14 protein-coding genes are annotated in these 13,939 nt (G+C 72.5%); 7 read left to right on the top strand and 7 right to left on the bottom strand.

Going from position 1 to position 13,939, the window contains the following annotated elements; all coding sequences use genetic code 11:
- The first annotated feature begins 4 nt into the window (after positions 1-4).
- Positions 5-1,192 carry an aminotransferase class V-fold PLP-dependent enzyme gene (locus AB0G11_RS01170; protein ID WP_357583131.1) on the top strand — a complete coding sequence of 396 codons (1,188 nt, stop codon included), beginning with the start codon at positions 5-7 and terminating at the stop codon, positions 1,190-1,192.
- Positions 1,193-1,308: 116 nt separating this feature from the next.
- Positions 1,309-1,923 (top strand): LysE family translocator, encoded by a 615-nt coding sequence (locus AB0G11_RS01175; protein WP_219501480.1) that lies wholly within the window; start codon positions 1,309-1,311, stop codon positions 1,921-1,923.
- Here the strand turns inward: AB0G11_RS01175 and AB0G11_RS01180 are convergent.
- The gene (locus tag AB0G11_RS01180) at positions 1,903-2,277 is read right to left on the bottom strand and encodes an MmcQ/YjbR family DNA-binding protein (protein WP_219501482.1); all 375 of its coding nucleotides are present in this window, start codon (positions 2,275-2,277) and stop codon (positions 1,903-1,905) included. The two genes, AB0G11_RS01175 and AB0G11_RS01180, sit on opposite strands and share 21 nt — an antisense overlap.
- Entirely contained in the window at positions 2,274-3,311 is a 1,038-nt protein-coding gene (locus AB0G11_RS01185; RefSeq protein ID WP_219501484.1) for a DUF2293 domain-containing protein, read from the bottom strand. The genes AB0G11_RS01180 and AB0G11_RS01185 overlap by 4 nt, the downstream gene beginning before the upstream one ends.
- A 92-nt stretch (positions 3,312-3,403) precedes the next feature.
- Between AB0G11_RS01185 and AB0G11_RS01190 the strand changes: the two genes are divergently transcribed.
- A complete protein-coding gene (locus AB0G11_RS01190) occupies positions 3,404-4,207 on the top strand; it encodes an FKBP-type peptidyl-prolyl cis-trans isomerase (protein WP_357583133.1) in 804 nt (267 codons plus the stop codon).
- On the opposite strand, the gene AB0G11_RS01195 is transcribed toward AB0G11_RS01190, so the two are convergent.
- On the bottom strand, positions 4,204-5,127 hold the full coding sequence (locus AB0G11_RS01195) for a M23 family metallopeptidase (RefSeq protein WP_357583135.1): 924 nt from the start codon (positions 5,125-5,127) through the stop codon (positions 4,204-4,206). The genes AB0G11_RS01190 and AB0G11_RS01195 overlap by 4 nt on opposite strands.
- Positions 5,128-5,241: 114 nt before the next feature.
- Here AB0G11_RS01195 and AB0G11_RS01200 point away from each other — a divergent pair, with 114 nt between their 5' ends.
- Positions 5,242-7,932, top strand: coding sequence for a BTAD domain-containing putative transcriptional regulator (locus AB0G11_RS01200; RefSeq protein ID WP_357583137.1), 2,691 nt, complete (start codon positions 5,242-5,244; stop codon positions 7,930-7,932).
- Positions 7,933-8,499: 567 nt separating this feature from the next.
- Here AB0G11_RS01200 and bla read toward each other — a convergent pair.
- A complete protein-coding gene (gene bla, locus AB0G11_RS01205; protein ID WP_357583139.1) occupies positions 8,500-9,426 on the bottom strand; it encodes a class A beta-lactamase in 927 nt (308 codons plus the stop codon).
- Between the two features lie 113 nt (positions 9,427-9,539).
- Positions 9,540-10,892 (bottom strand): NERD domain-containing protein kinase family protein, encoded by a 1,353-nt coding sequence (locus AB0G11_RS01210; protein ID WP_219501494.1) that lies wholly within the window; start codon positions 10,890-10,892, stop codon positions 9,540-9,542.
- Between the two features lie 60 nt (positions 10,893-10,952).
- On the opposite strand from AB0G11_RS01210, the gene AB0G11_RS01215 reads away from it, so the two are divergent.
- Together AB0G11_RS01215 and AB0G11_RS01220 are read left to right on the top strand one after the other, a co-directional pair.
- Positions 10,953-11,579, top strand: coding sequence for a type 1 glutamine amidotransferase family protein (locus AB0G11_RS01215; protein WP_219501496.1), 627 nt, complete (start codon positions 10,953-10,955; stop codon positions 11,577-11,579).
- A complete protein-coding gene (locus AB0G11_RS01220; protein WP_357583141.1) occupies positions 11,576-12,016 on the top strand; it encodes a MarR family transcriptional regulator in 441 nt (146 codons plus the stop codon). Before AB0G11_RS01215 ends, AB0G11_RS01220 begins: the two co-directional genes overlap by 4 nt.
- 152 nt (positions 12,017-12,168) lie before the next feature.
- Here the strand turns inward: AB0G11_RS01220 and AB0G11_RS01225 are convergent, their stop codons facing one another.
- Together AB0G11_RS01225 and AB0G11_RS01230 are read right to left on the bottom strand one after the other, a co-directional pair.
- Entirely contained in the window at positions 12,169-12,726 is a 558-nt protein-coding gene (locus AB0G11_RS01225; RefSeq protein ID WP_357583143.1) for a class I SAM-dependent methyltransferase, read from the bottom strand.
- Between the two features lie 9 nt (positions 12,727-12,735).
- Positions 12,736-13,227 carry a hypothetical protein gene (locus AB0G11_RS01230; protein WP_357583145.1) on the bottom strand — a complete coding sequence of 164 codons (492 nt, stop codon included), beginning with the start codon at positions 13,225-13,227 and terminating at the stop codon, positions 12,736-12,738.
- A 408-nt stretch (positions 13,228-13,635) separates the two neighbouring features.
- On the opposite strand from AB0G11_RS01230, the gene AB0G11_RS01235 reads away from it, so the two are divergent.
- Positions 13,636-13,887 (top strand): hypothetical protein, encoded by a 252-nt coding sequence (locus AB0G11_RS01235; RefSeq protein ID WP_219501505.1) that lies wholly within the window; start codon positions 13,636-13,638, stop codon positions 13,885-13,887.
- Positions 13,888-13,939 lie beyond the last annotated feature (52 nt).

Consider the following 13,939-nt stretch of genomic DNA (forward strand, 5'->3'; position numbering starts at 1 on the left):
CGCGTTGCAGGACCGTGACCGCTGCCTCGCCTTGGACGCCGACGACCCGCTGCGCGACTTCAGGGACGAGTTCGCGCTGCCCGAAGGCGTCATCTACCTCGTGGGCAACTCGCTGGGCGCGCTGCCGCGCCGCACTCCGGAACGGGTGAACCAGGCCGTGACCGACGAATGGGGCGTGCAGCTCGTCGGCGGCTGGAACAGCGCGGGCTGGTACGACCAGCCGCTGCGCGTGGGCGACCGCATCGCGCCGCTCATCGGCGCCGGGCCCGGCCAGGTCGTGGCCGGCAACACCACGTCCATCGCGGTCCACCAGGCCGTCTCGGCGGCCCTGCGGCTGCGCCCGGACCGCCGCGTGATCGTCTCCGACGTCAACAACTTCCCCACCGACCACTACATGATCGAAGGGCTGGCCGCCGGCTACGAGATCCGCGACTTCGCCGAGGGCCGCTTCGACGACGCCGCCGTGGTGCTGCTGTCGGAGGTCGACTACCGCACGGCAGAACGGCACGACGTCGCCGAGGTGACCGCCCGGGTGCAGGCCGCGGGCGCGCTCATGGTGTGGGACGTGTGCCACAGCGTCGGCGCCCTGCGCGTGGACGTCTCGGCCGCCGACTTCGCCGTCGGCTGCACGTACAAGTACCTGAACGGCGGCCCCGGCGCCCCCGCCTTCCTGTACGTGAACCCGCGCCACCACGCGACGGCCGTGAACACGCTGTCCGGATGGCACGGCCACGCCGACCCGTTCGCGTTCGAGAGCGGATACCGCCCGGCCGAGGGCATCAGGCGGTTCGCGATCAGCACGCCGCACGTGCTGTCGTTCGCGGCGCTGGAGGCCGCCCTCGACATCTGGGACCGGGTGCCGCTCGACCGGCTACGGGCCAAGAGCGTGGCGCTCGGCGAGCTGTTCGTCGAGCTCGTCGGCGATGCGCTGGAGCTCGCCTCGCCCGCCGACCCGGAACGGCGCGGCAGCCACGTCAGCTTCCGCCACCCCGACGGCTACCCGGTCATGCGGGCGCTCATCGACCGGGGCGTGCAGGGCGACTTCCGCGCCCCCGACATCCTGCGCTTCGGCCTCGCGCCGCTCTACACGCGCTACACCGACGTGTACGACGCGGCCACCACGCTGCTGGAGGTGCTGGAGAAGGAGCTCTGGCGCGACGACCGATACGCGCGGCGGCTCGCGGTCACCTGACCAGGTAACATCGGCTTGCCCACAAGGCACTTCACCGATGTTCGCCCGCGTCACCGTGCGGCCTGCGCACGAGCGGGTCGACCGGAGCGCGCCTCCAGCTCCGGGAGACCCCCGCCATGCTGCTGACCTTCGTGGTCACCACGCTTGTCATGATCATGATCCCCGGGCCCGACGCGGCCCTGATCATGCGCAGTTCGCTCGCCCACGGCCGGATGGCCGGGCTGCTCACCATGCTCGGCGGCCTGCTCGGCCTGTCCGTGCACGCCGCCGCCGCCGCGATCGGCCTGTCGGCGCTGCTCGTGGCCTCGCCCACCGCCTTCACCGTGGTGCGCGGGCTGGGCATCTGCTACCTGCTCTGGCTCGGCGTCCACGCGCTGCTGTCGAGCCGCGGCAAGGCCGCCGAGACCGCCGAGGCCGCCGAGTCGGCGCCCGGCGGCTCGCCGCTCGTCCACGTACGCAGGGGCCTGCTGTCCAACCTGCTCAACCCCAAGGTGCTGCTGCTGTTCGTGACGTGGCTGCCGCAGTTTCTCCCGTCGCACGGCGACACGCTGAGCAGCGCGCTGCTGCTGTCGGGCATCATCGCCGTGCTCTACGCGCTCTGGTTCAGCCTCTACAACCTGATCGTCGACCGGGTCGGCGCGCTGCTGCGCACGCCCCGGGTGCGCGCCCGGGTCGAGCGGGTCACCGGCGTGCTGCTGGTCGGCTTCGCGCTACGGCTGGCCGTCCAGTAGCTTGACCGCCCGCTTGGGGGCGATGGCCCGGTAGCTCTCCTCGACCCAGTCGAGCAGCACCTCGGTCTCCGGCAGCTCGGCCAGGAACGGCACCGTCACCCAGCCGGCCTTGCCGAGCCCGTAGCCGCTCGGCGCCGCCCCCGGCACGGTCAGCGCGTGTCCGTGCGTCTCCGACAGCAGCTTGACGCCGAAGGTCGGGTCCCACTTCTCGGTCCGCTCGTCGATGCCGAGGAACAGGAACACCTTCTTGTTCACCTTGATCACGGTCTCGCCCCACGGGTGGTCCTCGTGGGTCTCGGGGAGGCCGAGCGCGAACGCGCGCAGCTCCTCGCGGATGTCGTGCCAGTCGGTCATGTCCGGAACTCCTCAAGCTTGCGGTCGATCGCGGCCCTGATCCGGTCTCGGGCCACCATACGAGGCACCCCCGACATAAGCAGCTCGTCGTAGTCGGTGTCGCGATGACGGATGGACGCGATCACGGCCAGCGTGATCGCGTTCTCGTCCAGGACCTTGGCCGCCGCCGTGCGGCCCACCCGGCCGCTGCCGCGCAGCCCCGCGTGCTCGGCGATCTCCCGCGCCCTGTCCGGCGGGCAGCCGGGGAACAGCCGGGCGATCTCCGCCGCCATCCGCGCCTGGAACTCCACGTCCTGCTCGGCCCGGCGCACCGCGTCACGCTCGCGGCGGCGCAGCCGCACCTCCTCGTCGGCCAGGCAGCGCTCCTCGGCCCGCGCCAGCGCCTCCTCCTCCACCAGCAGCCCGGCCCGCTGGTAGACCTTGCGCCGCCGGTTGTAGCGGACGACCACCGCCGACAGCCGGCTCTCCTGCTTGGCCCGGCGGCTCAACGCAGCGTCACCCGACGGCAGGAACGTCAGATGATCCAGATCCGCGCACGTCAGGCAGTGCGGCCGGTCGTCCTCCATGATCAGATAAGGCCCGGTGTCGCGGCACGACGCGCACGTCCACGCCTCCAGCGGCGCGACCACCACCAGATCAGGCGCCTTGCTCTGCCGCTCGGTGAGCTGCCGCACCCGCGCCTCGCTCAGGTCCGGCGACAGCCAGTGCACCCGGAACGCCTCCTGCCCGCCCCCGCCCGTGAACCGCAACGGCCGCCGGTCACGGCTGCCCGACACGTACGGCGTCTCCACCGGGCGCAGCCCCCTGGCCCGCGCCCAGTCGCCGAGCAGCGCGGCCGTGGCCACCAGGCGGTCCTCGTCGACGGCGGCCAGTTCCGCCAGCGTGGCCGCCCGGCCCTGCCGCCAGGTGTCGACATGACGCGAATGCAGCCAGCGCAGACCCGTCACCACGTCCAGGAACGTCACGTACTTGTTGCGGGTCAGCGCGAGCTCGGCGGCTTCGGCGACCCTGCGGGCCAGGTTCGGCTTGCTCACGCCCCTTAGTGTGCCGCGCCTTTGTCAGCAGGTGGGCATGCCTTGTGGTGATCCCGGCAAGGAAGCGGGCGGATCTCGCACCGGGAGGAATCGTGCGCCTGCTCTGGCCCGCCGTACTCGTGCTCGCCACCTCCTGTGGCGTCGCCGACAGCGGCACGCTGCCCGTCGTCGCCGGCCCCGTCGGCGCCCCGCCCGAGGTCACCATCCCGCCCGGCAAACCCGGACGCACGCCTCGGGTGGTCCTGCTCTCCCACGGCGCCGGACGGCGCACGATGCCCGGGGACGTGGTGCTCGCCGACGTCGAGATCCGCCGCTGGTCGGGCAACGAGCCGCACCTGAGCACGTACGAGGCCAACCAGCCCGTCACCGTCGTCTTCGACGGGCGCGCGGTGCCCCGCACCTGGCAGGAAGCCCTCATCGGGCGGGCGGCGGGCAGCCGGGTGCTGCTCGTCGGCCCCGCCGTCCAGACGCTCGGGCCCGACATGCGCCTCGACGGCGTCCCGCCCGCCGAAACGCTCGTCGTGGTCTTCGACATCATCGGCGGCTACCCGCCGGACGCCCGCCTGGTGGGCCGGCCGCTGCCCACCGTCCCCGCCGACCTCACGCCGGCGGCCCCGGCCCGCACGCTCATCGGCGGGTCCGGGGCCGAGGTCATGCCCGGGGACAAGATCGTCATCCAGTACGTGGCGGCCTCCTGGCCCACACGCGAAGTCGTGGACTCCTCCTACAAGCGCGGCGGCCCGAGCGCCTACCGGCTGACCCCCGACACGGTGCCGCCCGGCTGGGTCGACGGCCTACGCGGCCAGCGGGTCGGCGGCCGGGTCGCCATCGGCTCGCCCACCAGCTCACGGGGAGAGCCGACGCTCTACGTCATCGACATCCTCGACGCGCTCTAGGAGCCGCAGTGCTCGAACGGGCTGTCGTACGTGGACGAGCCCGCCTTGCCGCCCCACCGGACGCACTTGCCCGGCGCGTACGCGTACACCGGACCCGCATAGTAGGAGTAGTTGCCCGAATCGGTCTTCCGGGTGCTGCCCTGCACCTCCAGATACGCGGTGGTGGCCGTGGGCGTGTCCAGCGAGGTGTGCTTCATCGTGACGACGCAGTTGTTGCCGTTGCCGTTGTTGTACAGCAGGTAGACCGTGCCCGACGTGCCCAGCCCGGCCGAGTCGATCACGTCGTAGCCCGATCCGCACGCCTCCTGCGGCGTGTACGGGTTGCTGGAGCCGCCGCAGTTGCGCGAGGTCAGCGTCTGGACCGGATAGCCGAACGTGACGCCGTTGAAGACCGCCTTGCGGATGTTGTCCGGGTAGCCGGTGCCCTGCCGCACCTCGTAGTGCAGGTGCGGGCTGATGTTGTTGCCCGGCTTGCTGGTGTTGCCGACCGTGCCGATCTTCTGGCCCTGCGAGACCGACTGGCCCGCGCTGACCGACCGCGTGTTGAGGTGCGCGTAGTAGGTGGACCAGCCGCTGCCGTGGTCGATCCTGACCAGGTTGCCGTAGCCGTTCGCCGAGCCCTGGTGCGCCGAGATGCCCACCGTGCCCGACGCCGCCGCCACCACCGTGTCGCCGAGGTCGGCGCCGGCCGTGCTGCCCCGGTTGAAGTCGATCTCCCACGACTGGTGCGCGCTGCTCGCGCTGGAGTTGCCGTTCCAGGACTGCCCGCAGGGGAACGGCAGCTGGAAGTTGGTGGCCAGAATCCCGACGCTGTCGGACGACGGCTCCGGGTCGAGCGACGGGTCGGCCGAGGCCGTGGACGCCGTTCCTATGCTGAGTAAGAGTGCGACACCCGCGACCATTGCTCCGCTGAACCTCATCGGGTGATCCTTTCCGGGAGGGGCTCTGAACCCAGGGTCGAGATTCACCGCACAAAGAACATCCAGAACCGATACAAAAAGCTGTCAGGCCTCCAAAGAGGAGCTGATGCGGTCATGACGGTCACTTTTCACGTGCTCGGGCCGCTGGAAGTCCGGTCAGCGGGACGTCCCGTCCGGATCTCCGGCAGGAAGCCACGGCTGCTGCTCGCCACCCTGCTGCTGGACGCCGGCCGGGTCGTCGGCGGCGACCAGCTCGCCGAGGTCCTCTGGCCGCAGCGCCCGCCCCGCTCCGCCCAGGCCAACCTGCGCACCTACGTCAGCTCCCTGCGCGCCGACCTGTCCCGCGCCGCCCGCGCCGGCGACGCCCTGCGCGGCGCCGGATCCGGCTACGCCATCGACGTCCCCGCCGACACGCTCGACCTGCTCGTCTTCCAGGACCACGTCGAACACGGCCGCTACGCCGACGCCCTCGCCCTCTGGCGCGGTGCCCCCCTCGCCGACCTGCCCGGCAGCCCCCTGTGGGAACGCCGCCTCGACCCCCTCCACGAAGCACGGCTCCGCGCCGCCGAACAACTCATCGCCCAGCGCCTCGACCGGGCCGACCACGCCGGAGCCGTCCGCGAACTGCGCGCCCTCCTCGCCGAACACCCCTACCGCGAGGACCTGTGGAGCCGCCTCATCCTCGCCCTCCACGCCGGCGGACGCAAAGCCGAGGCGTTACGCGCCTACGCCGGCATCCGCGCCCGCCTCGTCGACGAACTCGGCGTCGAACCCGGCATCGAACTCCGCCGCGCCTACGAGACCGTCCTCGCCGACGACTCCCTCCCCACCACCCCGCACCAGCTCCCCCCGGACATCCCCGACTTCACCGGCCGCGAGCCCGAACTCGCCGCACTCACCCGCCCGCGCCCCGCCGCCGTCGCCGTGATCACCGGCCCGCCCGGCGCCGGGAAGAGCGCCCTCGCCGTACGCGCCGCGCACCTCCTCCGGCCCCGCTTCCCCCACGGACAGCTCCACCTCGACCTCGGCGGCAGGCACCCCGCCGACCTGCTCGCCGAAGCCCTCCGCGCCCTCGGCGCCGAACGCCCCCCGCCCACCCTCCACGAACGCTCCGCCCTGCTCCGCTCCCTGCTCGCCGAACGACCGATGCTCATCCTGCTCGACGACGCCCTCGACGCCGCCCAGGTACGCCCCCTGCTCCCCGGCAACGACAGCGCCGTCATCATCACCAGCAGACGCCGCATCACCGAACTGCCGGGCGCCCGCCACGTCACCCTCGCCGAACTGCCCGAGGACGACGCCCTGCGCCTCCTCGCCCGGATCGCCGGCCCCGACCGGGTCGCCCGCGAACGCGCCGACGCGCTCGCCATCGTCACCGCCTGCGGCCGGCTCCCTCTCGCCCTCCGCAGCGCCGGTGCCCGCCTCGCCGGACGCCCCGGCTGGTCCCTGTCCGTCCTGCGGCAACGCCTCCAGGACGACCGCCTCGGCGAACTCGAAGAAGTACGCGCCCGCCTCGACCGCAGCTACAGCCACCTGCCCGCCGAAGCCGCCCGCACCCTCGCCACCCTCGGCCTGCTCGGCGCCGCGCCCCAGCCCGGCTGGGTCGTCGCCGCCGCCCTCGACCGGCACCGCGCCGACGACGTCACCGACCTGCTCGTGGACGTCAACCTCCTCGAACTCGTCGGCACCGACCCCGTCGGCCAGCCCCGCTACCGCCTGCCCGACCTCATCCGCCAGCACTCCACCTCACGAACCCCCCACCGCGACGGGCTCGCCCGCGTCCTCGCCGCCTGGACCGCCACCACCGAACACGCCCGAGCCCGCCTGCCCACCACCGTCTTCGGCCTCACCGCCGCCGACGCCCCCCGCTGGCGGCTCCCCGAACCCCTCCTCGACCGGCTCACCGCCGACCCGCTCTCCTGGTTCGAAGCCGAACACGACACACTCGCCGCCGCCGTCACCGTCGCCGCCCGCACCGGCCTCGCCGCCTCCGCCTGGGGCCTGGCCGCCGCCATGGTCCCCTACCTCGACCTGCGCTGCCACCTCGACACCTGGCAGCGCACCCACACCGCCGCCCTGGCCGCCGCCCGCGCCGCAGGCGACACGTACGGCGAAGCCGCCATGCTCCGCGGCCTCGCCCAGGTCGCCCTCTACCGCGACCGGTACGAGGAGGCCGCCGACGGCTTCACCCGCTCCCGCCGCCTCTTCCACGACCTCGGCGACCTCCGCGCCGAAGCCACCTCCGTCTGCGGGCTCGGCGCCGTCCACCAGTTCCGCGGCCGCCACGCCCGCTCCCTCGGCCACTTCCGCCGCGCCCTCGCCATGTTCCTCGCCGCCGGGGACCAGCACGGCGAGGCGTTCGCCCGCCAGGCCATCGGCCGCGCCTGCCTGCGCGCCGGCGACCTCGCCCAGGCGTCCGAATCCCTCACCCAGGCCATGCGCCTCGCCCAGGAGCTCGGCGACTCCCACCGCGAAGGCTGCGTCTGCCTCCAGATGGGCCACCTCCACCAGGCCATGTCCTTCCACCGCCACGCCCTGGAGATCTTCGAATCCCTCGGCGACCGGCACTGCGGCGCCTACGCCCTGCAAAGCCTCGCCGGCCTCCAGGTCGCCCGCGGCGACCTCGCCCCCGCCTCTGCCGGCCTCGAACGCTCCCTCCTCGTCTTCCGCGAACTCGGCGACCGCAGCGGCGAAGCCTCCACCACCCAACTGCTCGCCGACCTCCACCTCTCTGCCGGCCGCACCGGCCTCGCCCTCGACTACCAGGCCCACGCCACCGCCCTCCGCCGCACCCTCCCCGCCTAACCCGTACGCCCCACCGCCCAACGCCCCCGCCCCCGGCGCGGCCACCCCGCCGACACGGCCACCCCGCCGAAGTGGCGCACGTTCCCGAAAGGGCCACCACCCGCCCACGCACACCCTCGGCCCCACCCGGCCCCCCCACGGGAGCGCGCGAACCAACGGGACACGCCGGCCGTCCACGAGGGCAAGCCGCCGCCCAAGGCACGACGCCCGCCCTCCCGGGGGTCGTACCGGCCCTGTTTCGGGCGCGGCACCGCCGTCTCCGCGGGGCATGCGGCCCTTCGGGCAGGGGCCCTTTCGGGGAGGCGGCCCGCCGCCCGGCCTCCCGAGGGCCGCGTCCGTCCCTCCCGGGGGCGCGGCCCCACCATCTCCGCGGGGGCATGCGGCCCTTCGGGCAGGGGCCCTTCGGGGCGGGCCGCCGGCCATAGGCGCGGCACCTGCTTCTCCCGGGGGCGCGCCCGCCCTCGCGGGGGCGCTCGCCTCTCCCGGGGGCGCCTGCCCTCCCTCGGGCGCGGCGCCGCACCTCCGGGGTACGGGGCCCCTTTGGGGAGGGGCTTGTCGGCCAGGCGGTCAGAGGGTGTTGAGGGCGCGGGCGAGGATGGTGGCCGTGGAGGCGATGACCTTGTCGTCCACCGGGTCGGCCGGGTCGGTGCGGTTGGTGTAGATGGTCATGATGATCGGGGCGGAAGCCTTGGCGGGCCAGATGACGGCGATGTCGTTGGCGAGCCCGCGGGACCCGTTGGTGCCGGTCTTGTCGCCGATGCGCCACGTCTTGGGCAGGCCGGCGCGGATGCGGGTGTCGCCGGTCTGGTTGGCGATCAGCCAGGCGTTGAGCTGGTGCCGGTCCTTGGGGTGCAGGGCGTCGCCGACGGTGAGGGCGCGCAGGTCGCGGGCGGCGGCGGCGGGGGTGGTGGTGTCGCGCTTCTCCTTGGGCGTCCAATCGTTGAGCGTGGGCTCCGTACGGTCGAGCCGCGAGATGGGGTCCTTGAGCGTGCGCAGGTAGCGGGTGACGGCGGCGGGGCCGCCGATCTCCTTGAGGAGCACGTTGGCGGCGGTGTTGTCGCTGGTGGTGATGGTGGCTTCGCACAGGGCGGCCACGGTCAGGCCGTCCTTGACGTGCTTCTCGGTGACGGGGGAGTGCGTCACGAGGTCGTCGGCGGTCCAGTGGAGGCGCTTGGCGAGCAGCCCGGGCTCGGCGGTGCGCGCCTTGTGGAGGACGGCGCCGCAGAGCAGGGCCTTGAACGTGGACAGCAGCGGGAAGCGTTCGCCCGAGCGGTAGGCGACAGTCCGGCCGGTGGCGGTGTCGACGGCGTACGCGCCGATGCGTCCCTGGAAGGCGGCTTCCAGGGCGCGCAGTTCCTTCTTGGCCGTCGCGCCGGGTGCGAGGTGCACGGCGGCGGCGGTCGCGGGCGCGGCGGTGGCCGGGAGGGTGGCGCCGCCGGCGAGGAGGGAGAGCGCCAGGGCGGCCGATCGCAGGGCCTGCCGGGAACGGAGCATGTCAAGTCCTTCGCTGTTCGCTGTCAGAGGGCAGGAGCAAACCAGACGTGATCAGCTCATGTCTAATAGCGATATCGCGAACGTACGAATATCAGAAAATGTATGTATGCAGGTCAGGAGCCCGGGACGAAGCGGCGGACGAGGCGTCTGAGCCGGGATTCGGGGGCGGGCGCCGGCGGGTGGCGGAGGATGTCGAGCGCCTCGGCGGCGGTGGGGCGCTTGGCCGGGGTGTGGTCGAGCATGCGCCGGACCACGTCGGGCACGTCGGGCCCGTGCGCGTCGGGGCCGGCGGGCAGGTCGCCGGTGAGGAGCTGGTAGGCGATCACGCCGGCGGCGTAGACGTCGGAGGCGGCCGTCATCCGGTCGGGCCGTTCGTGGCATTCGGGCGCGACGTAGTGGGCGTCGAGCACGTTGTGCAGCTCGTGGGCGACGGTGTAGTTGCGCGGCCCCGGCTTGGCGTAGTCGAACCCGGTCAGCACCGCGTGCCCGTCGTCGGTCACCAGCACGCTGGCCGGGGTGAGCGCGCGGTGGATGACGCCGTGGGCGTGCGCGTGGGCCAGGCCGCTCAGCATGTCCTGGATCACGGTCAGGCGTACGCCCTGGCCGAGCCGCAGGTGGAGGGCCTGGCCGTGGACGTCGTCGAGCACCAGCACGAACCGGCTCTCGTCGTCGATGGCGAAGAAGTCGCGCGGGCGCACCAGGCTCGGGTGGGGCGGGATGCGGGCCAGCGACTGGTAGGCGTTGGCGATGCGCTGCCGCTCGGCGGCCCGTGACTCCTGGTCGGCCAGCGGGTCGGCCTGGTAGACGCGCAGCAGCACGGTCTCGCTGCCGGGCAGGGTGGCGTTGAAGGCCCGGTATTCGGTGATCCTGGCGTCGCCGCCGAGCTGCTCCTCGACCTCCCAGTTGCCGTAGCGCGGGGGCGCGGTGCTGCGCCGTACGGTCTGGTTGAGCGCGTCGAGGATCGCGGCGAAGTAGGGCTTGGCGTCGGGGCTGCACCCGCGCCTGACCCGGGAGACGTCGCTCAGCGTGGCGATGAGCCGGGGCAGGTCGGTGACGTTGACGGCGTCGCGCCCGGCGGGGTCGACGAGCTGGGCGTCGGGCGAGGTGAGCACCACCAGGCTGTCGACGTAGACGCGTTCGAGCTGTGTGGCTCTGGAGACGAGCAGTCCCTTGAGCGCCTTGGCGGTGCCGCGCAGCTTGGCCACCGGCGAGCCGAACGCCTCCCGCCGCGGCGGGAACCACCGCGAACCCGACACCTCGATGCGGCCGCGGGTGCCTTTGACGTCGACGACGACGAGCGAGTGGCCGGTGAGCACGAGGAGGTCGACCTCGAAGACGTCGTCTCCGCGCGGAACCTCGACGTTGTGCAGCAGCAGCCAGTCGGCCGGTGCGTGATCCCGGAGGTAGGTGATCACCCGCCGCTCGGCGTCGTTGACCGGAGGTCCCCCGCCGACGATCTCTGCCATGCGCCTATCCTCGCACGGGTTGGAGTTGACAGCATGTTGTCGTTATGACAGTATGTTGTCATGACGACGAAGACAAAGCCCGTGCATGTAGCCGTTTACGACACTCTGGCCGACTGGGAGACCGGACACGCCACCGCCCACCTGCGCAGTGGCCGCTTCCACCGGGAGCCCGGCAGTTATGAGATCGTCACGGTCGGGCTCACCGGCGAGCCCGTGACCACCGCCGGCGGCATGCGGATCGTTCCCGACCTGACGCTCGACGCGCTCACGCCGCAGGACAGCAGCCTGCTCATCCTGCCCGGCGCCGACCTGTGGGACGCCGGCGACGACCTCGCTCCGTACGCCAGCAAGGCACGCGCGTTCCTCGACGCCGGGGTGCCCGTCGCCGCCATCTGCGGCGCCGTCGCCGGGATCGCCCGCGAAGGGTTGCTCGACGACCGCGACCACACGAGCGCCGTGCTGCAGTACCTGGAGGCCCAGCAGGGGTACGGGGGCGCCAAGCGCTACCAGGACCGCGACGCGGTGCTCGATGGCGACCTGATCACCGCCGGGCCCACCGAGCCCGTCGCCTTCGCCCGCGAGATCTTCCGCCGGCTCGACGTCTACACGCCCGAGGTGCTCGACGCCTGGTACCGGCTCTTCGCCAAGAGCGACGCGTCGGCGTACGAGGTGCTGATGGCGGCATGAGCGAAACGGGCGAGCTGCTGTCGGGCAGCGCGTTGACGGTCTTCCGGCTCAACGGCCAGTTTCTCGACGTCGCCGAGAAGCTGGCCAGGCCCGCCGGGCTCACCGCCGCCTGGTGGCAGGTGCTGGGCGCCATCCTGCACGAGCCGCTGCCGGTCTCCGGGGTGGCCAGGGTGATGGGCATGAGCCGTCAGGGCGTCCAGCGGATCGCCGACCTGCTGGTGGAGAAGGGGCTGGCCGAATACCTGCCCAACCCGGCGCACCGGCGGGCCAAGCTGCTCAACCCCACCCCGGAGGGGCGGGCCGCCATCGCCCGCATCGATCCCGCCCACCAGGAGCTCGCCGACCGGCTGGTGGCCGAGCTGGGGCTGCCCGCCGCCCGCGACACCCTCGCCGCCCTCCGCCGCCTCTCCGAAGCCCTCGACCGCCTCTCCGACTGACCCCTTGGGCGGCACCCAGGCGGCTCCCGGGCGGCCCGCCGGGGGTGTGGGCCGCTCCCCACCCGCACTCCGGCTTCTGGGTTGAGCGGCGAGTGCCGCAAAGGGAGGGCACGTGGTGGGGGTGCCGCGCAGGGGAGGGTGGGTGGCAAGGGTCAGCGGGCGGTGGCGAGGACGAGGCCGGAGGCGTGGTCGAGTTCGACCGCCACGAGCCGTTCGTGGGCGAGCAGGGCGTCGCGGACGGCGCGCTGCTTGCGGATGAGGTCGTCGTCCCAGCCGGGGGCCGGGGCGAGGTCGTCGACGAGGAGGATGCCGCGCGGGCGGAGGGCGGCGATGGTGCGGTCGAGGCCGACGTGCTTGCCGCCCGTGGCGTCGGCGAAGATCAGGTCGAAGGCGCCGAGCCGGTCGAGCAGGTCCAGGGCGTCGCCCGTACGGAGGTCGACGAAGGGGGGCCAGCCGTCGCGGGCGGCGAGTGCGGCGCGGTCGGGGTCGCGTTCGACGCTCGTGACCGTGACGTCGGTGCGCGGCAGGAGGCCGCTGACGAGCCAGGCGAGCCCGACGCCGGCGCCGGTGCCCAACTCCAGGACGCGCCCGCCTTCAGGGACGGCGGCGGCGAGTGCGGCGAGGAGGCGGCCGACGCCCGGATCGCACGAGTAGGCGAACGACGCCTCTTCGGCCCGGGTCACGGCCGCCGTGACCAGATCGGTTTCCATGGTCCTGTCCTATCTCGCGGGGCGCAGCCGTGACATCCGGGTTCGCGGCTTGAAGACGGACAGGCCGGTCGCCAGCATCAGCATCGCGAGCTGGCAGCCGAGCGAGGCCACCTGGGCCCACTGCCGTGAGGAGGCCACCTGGGCGGCGCCTTCGGTGGCGGCGGCCATGCCCTCGGGGTCGAACAGGAACATCCCCGCGCAGATCGTGGCGAGCAGCAGCGCCAGCTTGGCCGCGACCCAGACGTGGCGCAGCACCCCCCAGTGGCTCGTCAGCCCGAGCAGGACGCCGGTGACGAGCGACAGCATGCTGAGCGGTATCCCGCCCGCGAAAACGAGCGCGGGCATCAACCGGTAGGCGGCGTGGGCCAAAGCGAGGTCATTCGTGAGTGTCGCCGCAGTATTGAGCACCACGAGTCCCCATACCTCGCCCAGCAGCGCGACCGAGGCGACGATGTGGATGACCAGCAGTGACTTGCGGGTACGCGGTCGTATCGCAGTCATCTTTACCTCCGGTTCCCGAACGAACTCCTGGCCATCGTGACCCGCGTCCCGGGGGGCGCGCGTCGGACCAGAGGCGGCACCGCCGCTACACCTCACGGCGTATTGCGGGCGCGCGCGATTCCCAAGCGGCGGGTGATCGTCGGTTTCCCACCGGTGCGTGAACGGCTACGTCATCACCGGGTGAGGCCAAAAGAAATGCCGTTTCGATTGCGCGGATCGGCCGCGGCATTTGTGTTCGGCGGCGGTGTCGATCGCCAAGAAACCGAGGCCGCCCCTTGACCTCGGTCTGAGAAGATCCGGTTGCGGTTCCGGCCCGCTGCCGCAATTGTTATCCGCGGCACCTCACAGCCCTGCAGAAACGACTAAGGCGCTGGAATTCTCAGGCGCCGATCAATGGAGGAACGAAACATGATCCGTCGCATTCTTGCCGGTGCAGCCATCGTGGGCGCCGCGCTGGGCTTCTGTGCCGGCGCCGCTTCGGCCGACGTCGGCCCGAGCGCGAGCAACACGGGCCAGAGCATCATCGGCCAGTTCAGCGTCATCGACGACGTCACCGCGCTGAACAACGTCCTGAACGACTCGGTCAAGTACATCGACCTGGGCACCGTCGGTCACCTGCAGGACGTCGAGCTGAACCTGCTGGCCAACGTCGAGGACTAGGAGCGACGGGAAATCGGCGCTCGACCTGAAAAGCTCGCCGGCAAAAGCCGGT

Origin of the sequence: Nonomuraea sp. NPDC023979 (assembly GCF_040639085.1) — a bacterium.
Lineage (GTDB): Bacteria > Actinomycetota > Actinomycetes > Streptosporangiales > Streptosporangiaceae > Nonomuraea > Nonomuraea ceibae.

Excerpts from the sequence above, each read along its gene's own strand:
- AB0G11_RS01225 (WP_357583143.1), bottom strand. The coding sequence starts at position 12,726 with ATGGAAACCGATCTGGTCACGGCGGCCGTGACCCGGGCCGAAGAGGCG.
- AB0G11_RS01215 (WP_219501496.1), top strand. The coding sequence starts at position 10,953 with ATGACGACGAAGACAAAGCCCGTGCATGTAGCCGTTTACGACACTCTG.
- AB0G11_RS01210 (WP_219501494.1), bottom strand. The coding sequence starts at position 10,892 with ATGGCAGAGATCGTCGGCGGGGGACCTCCGGTCAACGACGCCGAGCGG.
- AB0G11_RS01230 (WP_357583145.1), bottom strand. The coding sequence starts at position 13,227 with ATGACTGCGATACGACCGCGTACCCGCAAGTCACTGCTGGTCATCCAC.
- AB0G11_RS01175 (WP_219501480.1), top strand. The coding sequence starts at position 1,309 with ATGCTGCTGACCTTCGTGGTCACCACGCTTGTCATGATCATGATCCCC.
- bla (WP_357583139.1), bottom strand. The coding sequence starts at position 9,426 with ATGCTCCGTTCCCGGCAGGCCCTGCGATCGGCCGCCCTGGCGCTCTCC.
- AB0G11_RS01200 (WP_357583137.1), top strand. The coding sequence starts at position 5,242 with ATGACGGTCACTTTTCACGTGCTCGGGCCGCTGGAAGTCCGGTCAGCG.
- AB0G11_RS01180 (WP_219501482.1), bottom strand. The coding sequence starts at position 2,277 with ATGACCGACTGGCACGACATCCGCGAGGAGCTGCGCGCGTTCGCGCTC.
- AB0G11_RS01220 (WP_357583141.1), top strand. The coding sequence starts at position 11,576 with ATGAGCGAAACGGGCGAGCTGCTGTCGGGCAGCGCGTTGACGGTCTTC.
- AB0G11_RS01195 (WP_357583135.1), bottom strand. The coding sequence starts at position 5,127 with ATGAGGTTCAGCGGAGCAATGGTCGCGGGTGTCGCACTCTTACTCAGC.
- AB0G11_RS01235 (WP_219501505.1), top strand. The coding sequence starts at position 13,636 with ATGATCCGTCGCATTCTTGCCGGTGCAGCCATCGTGGGCGCCGCGCTG.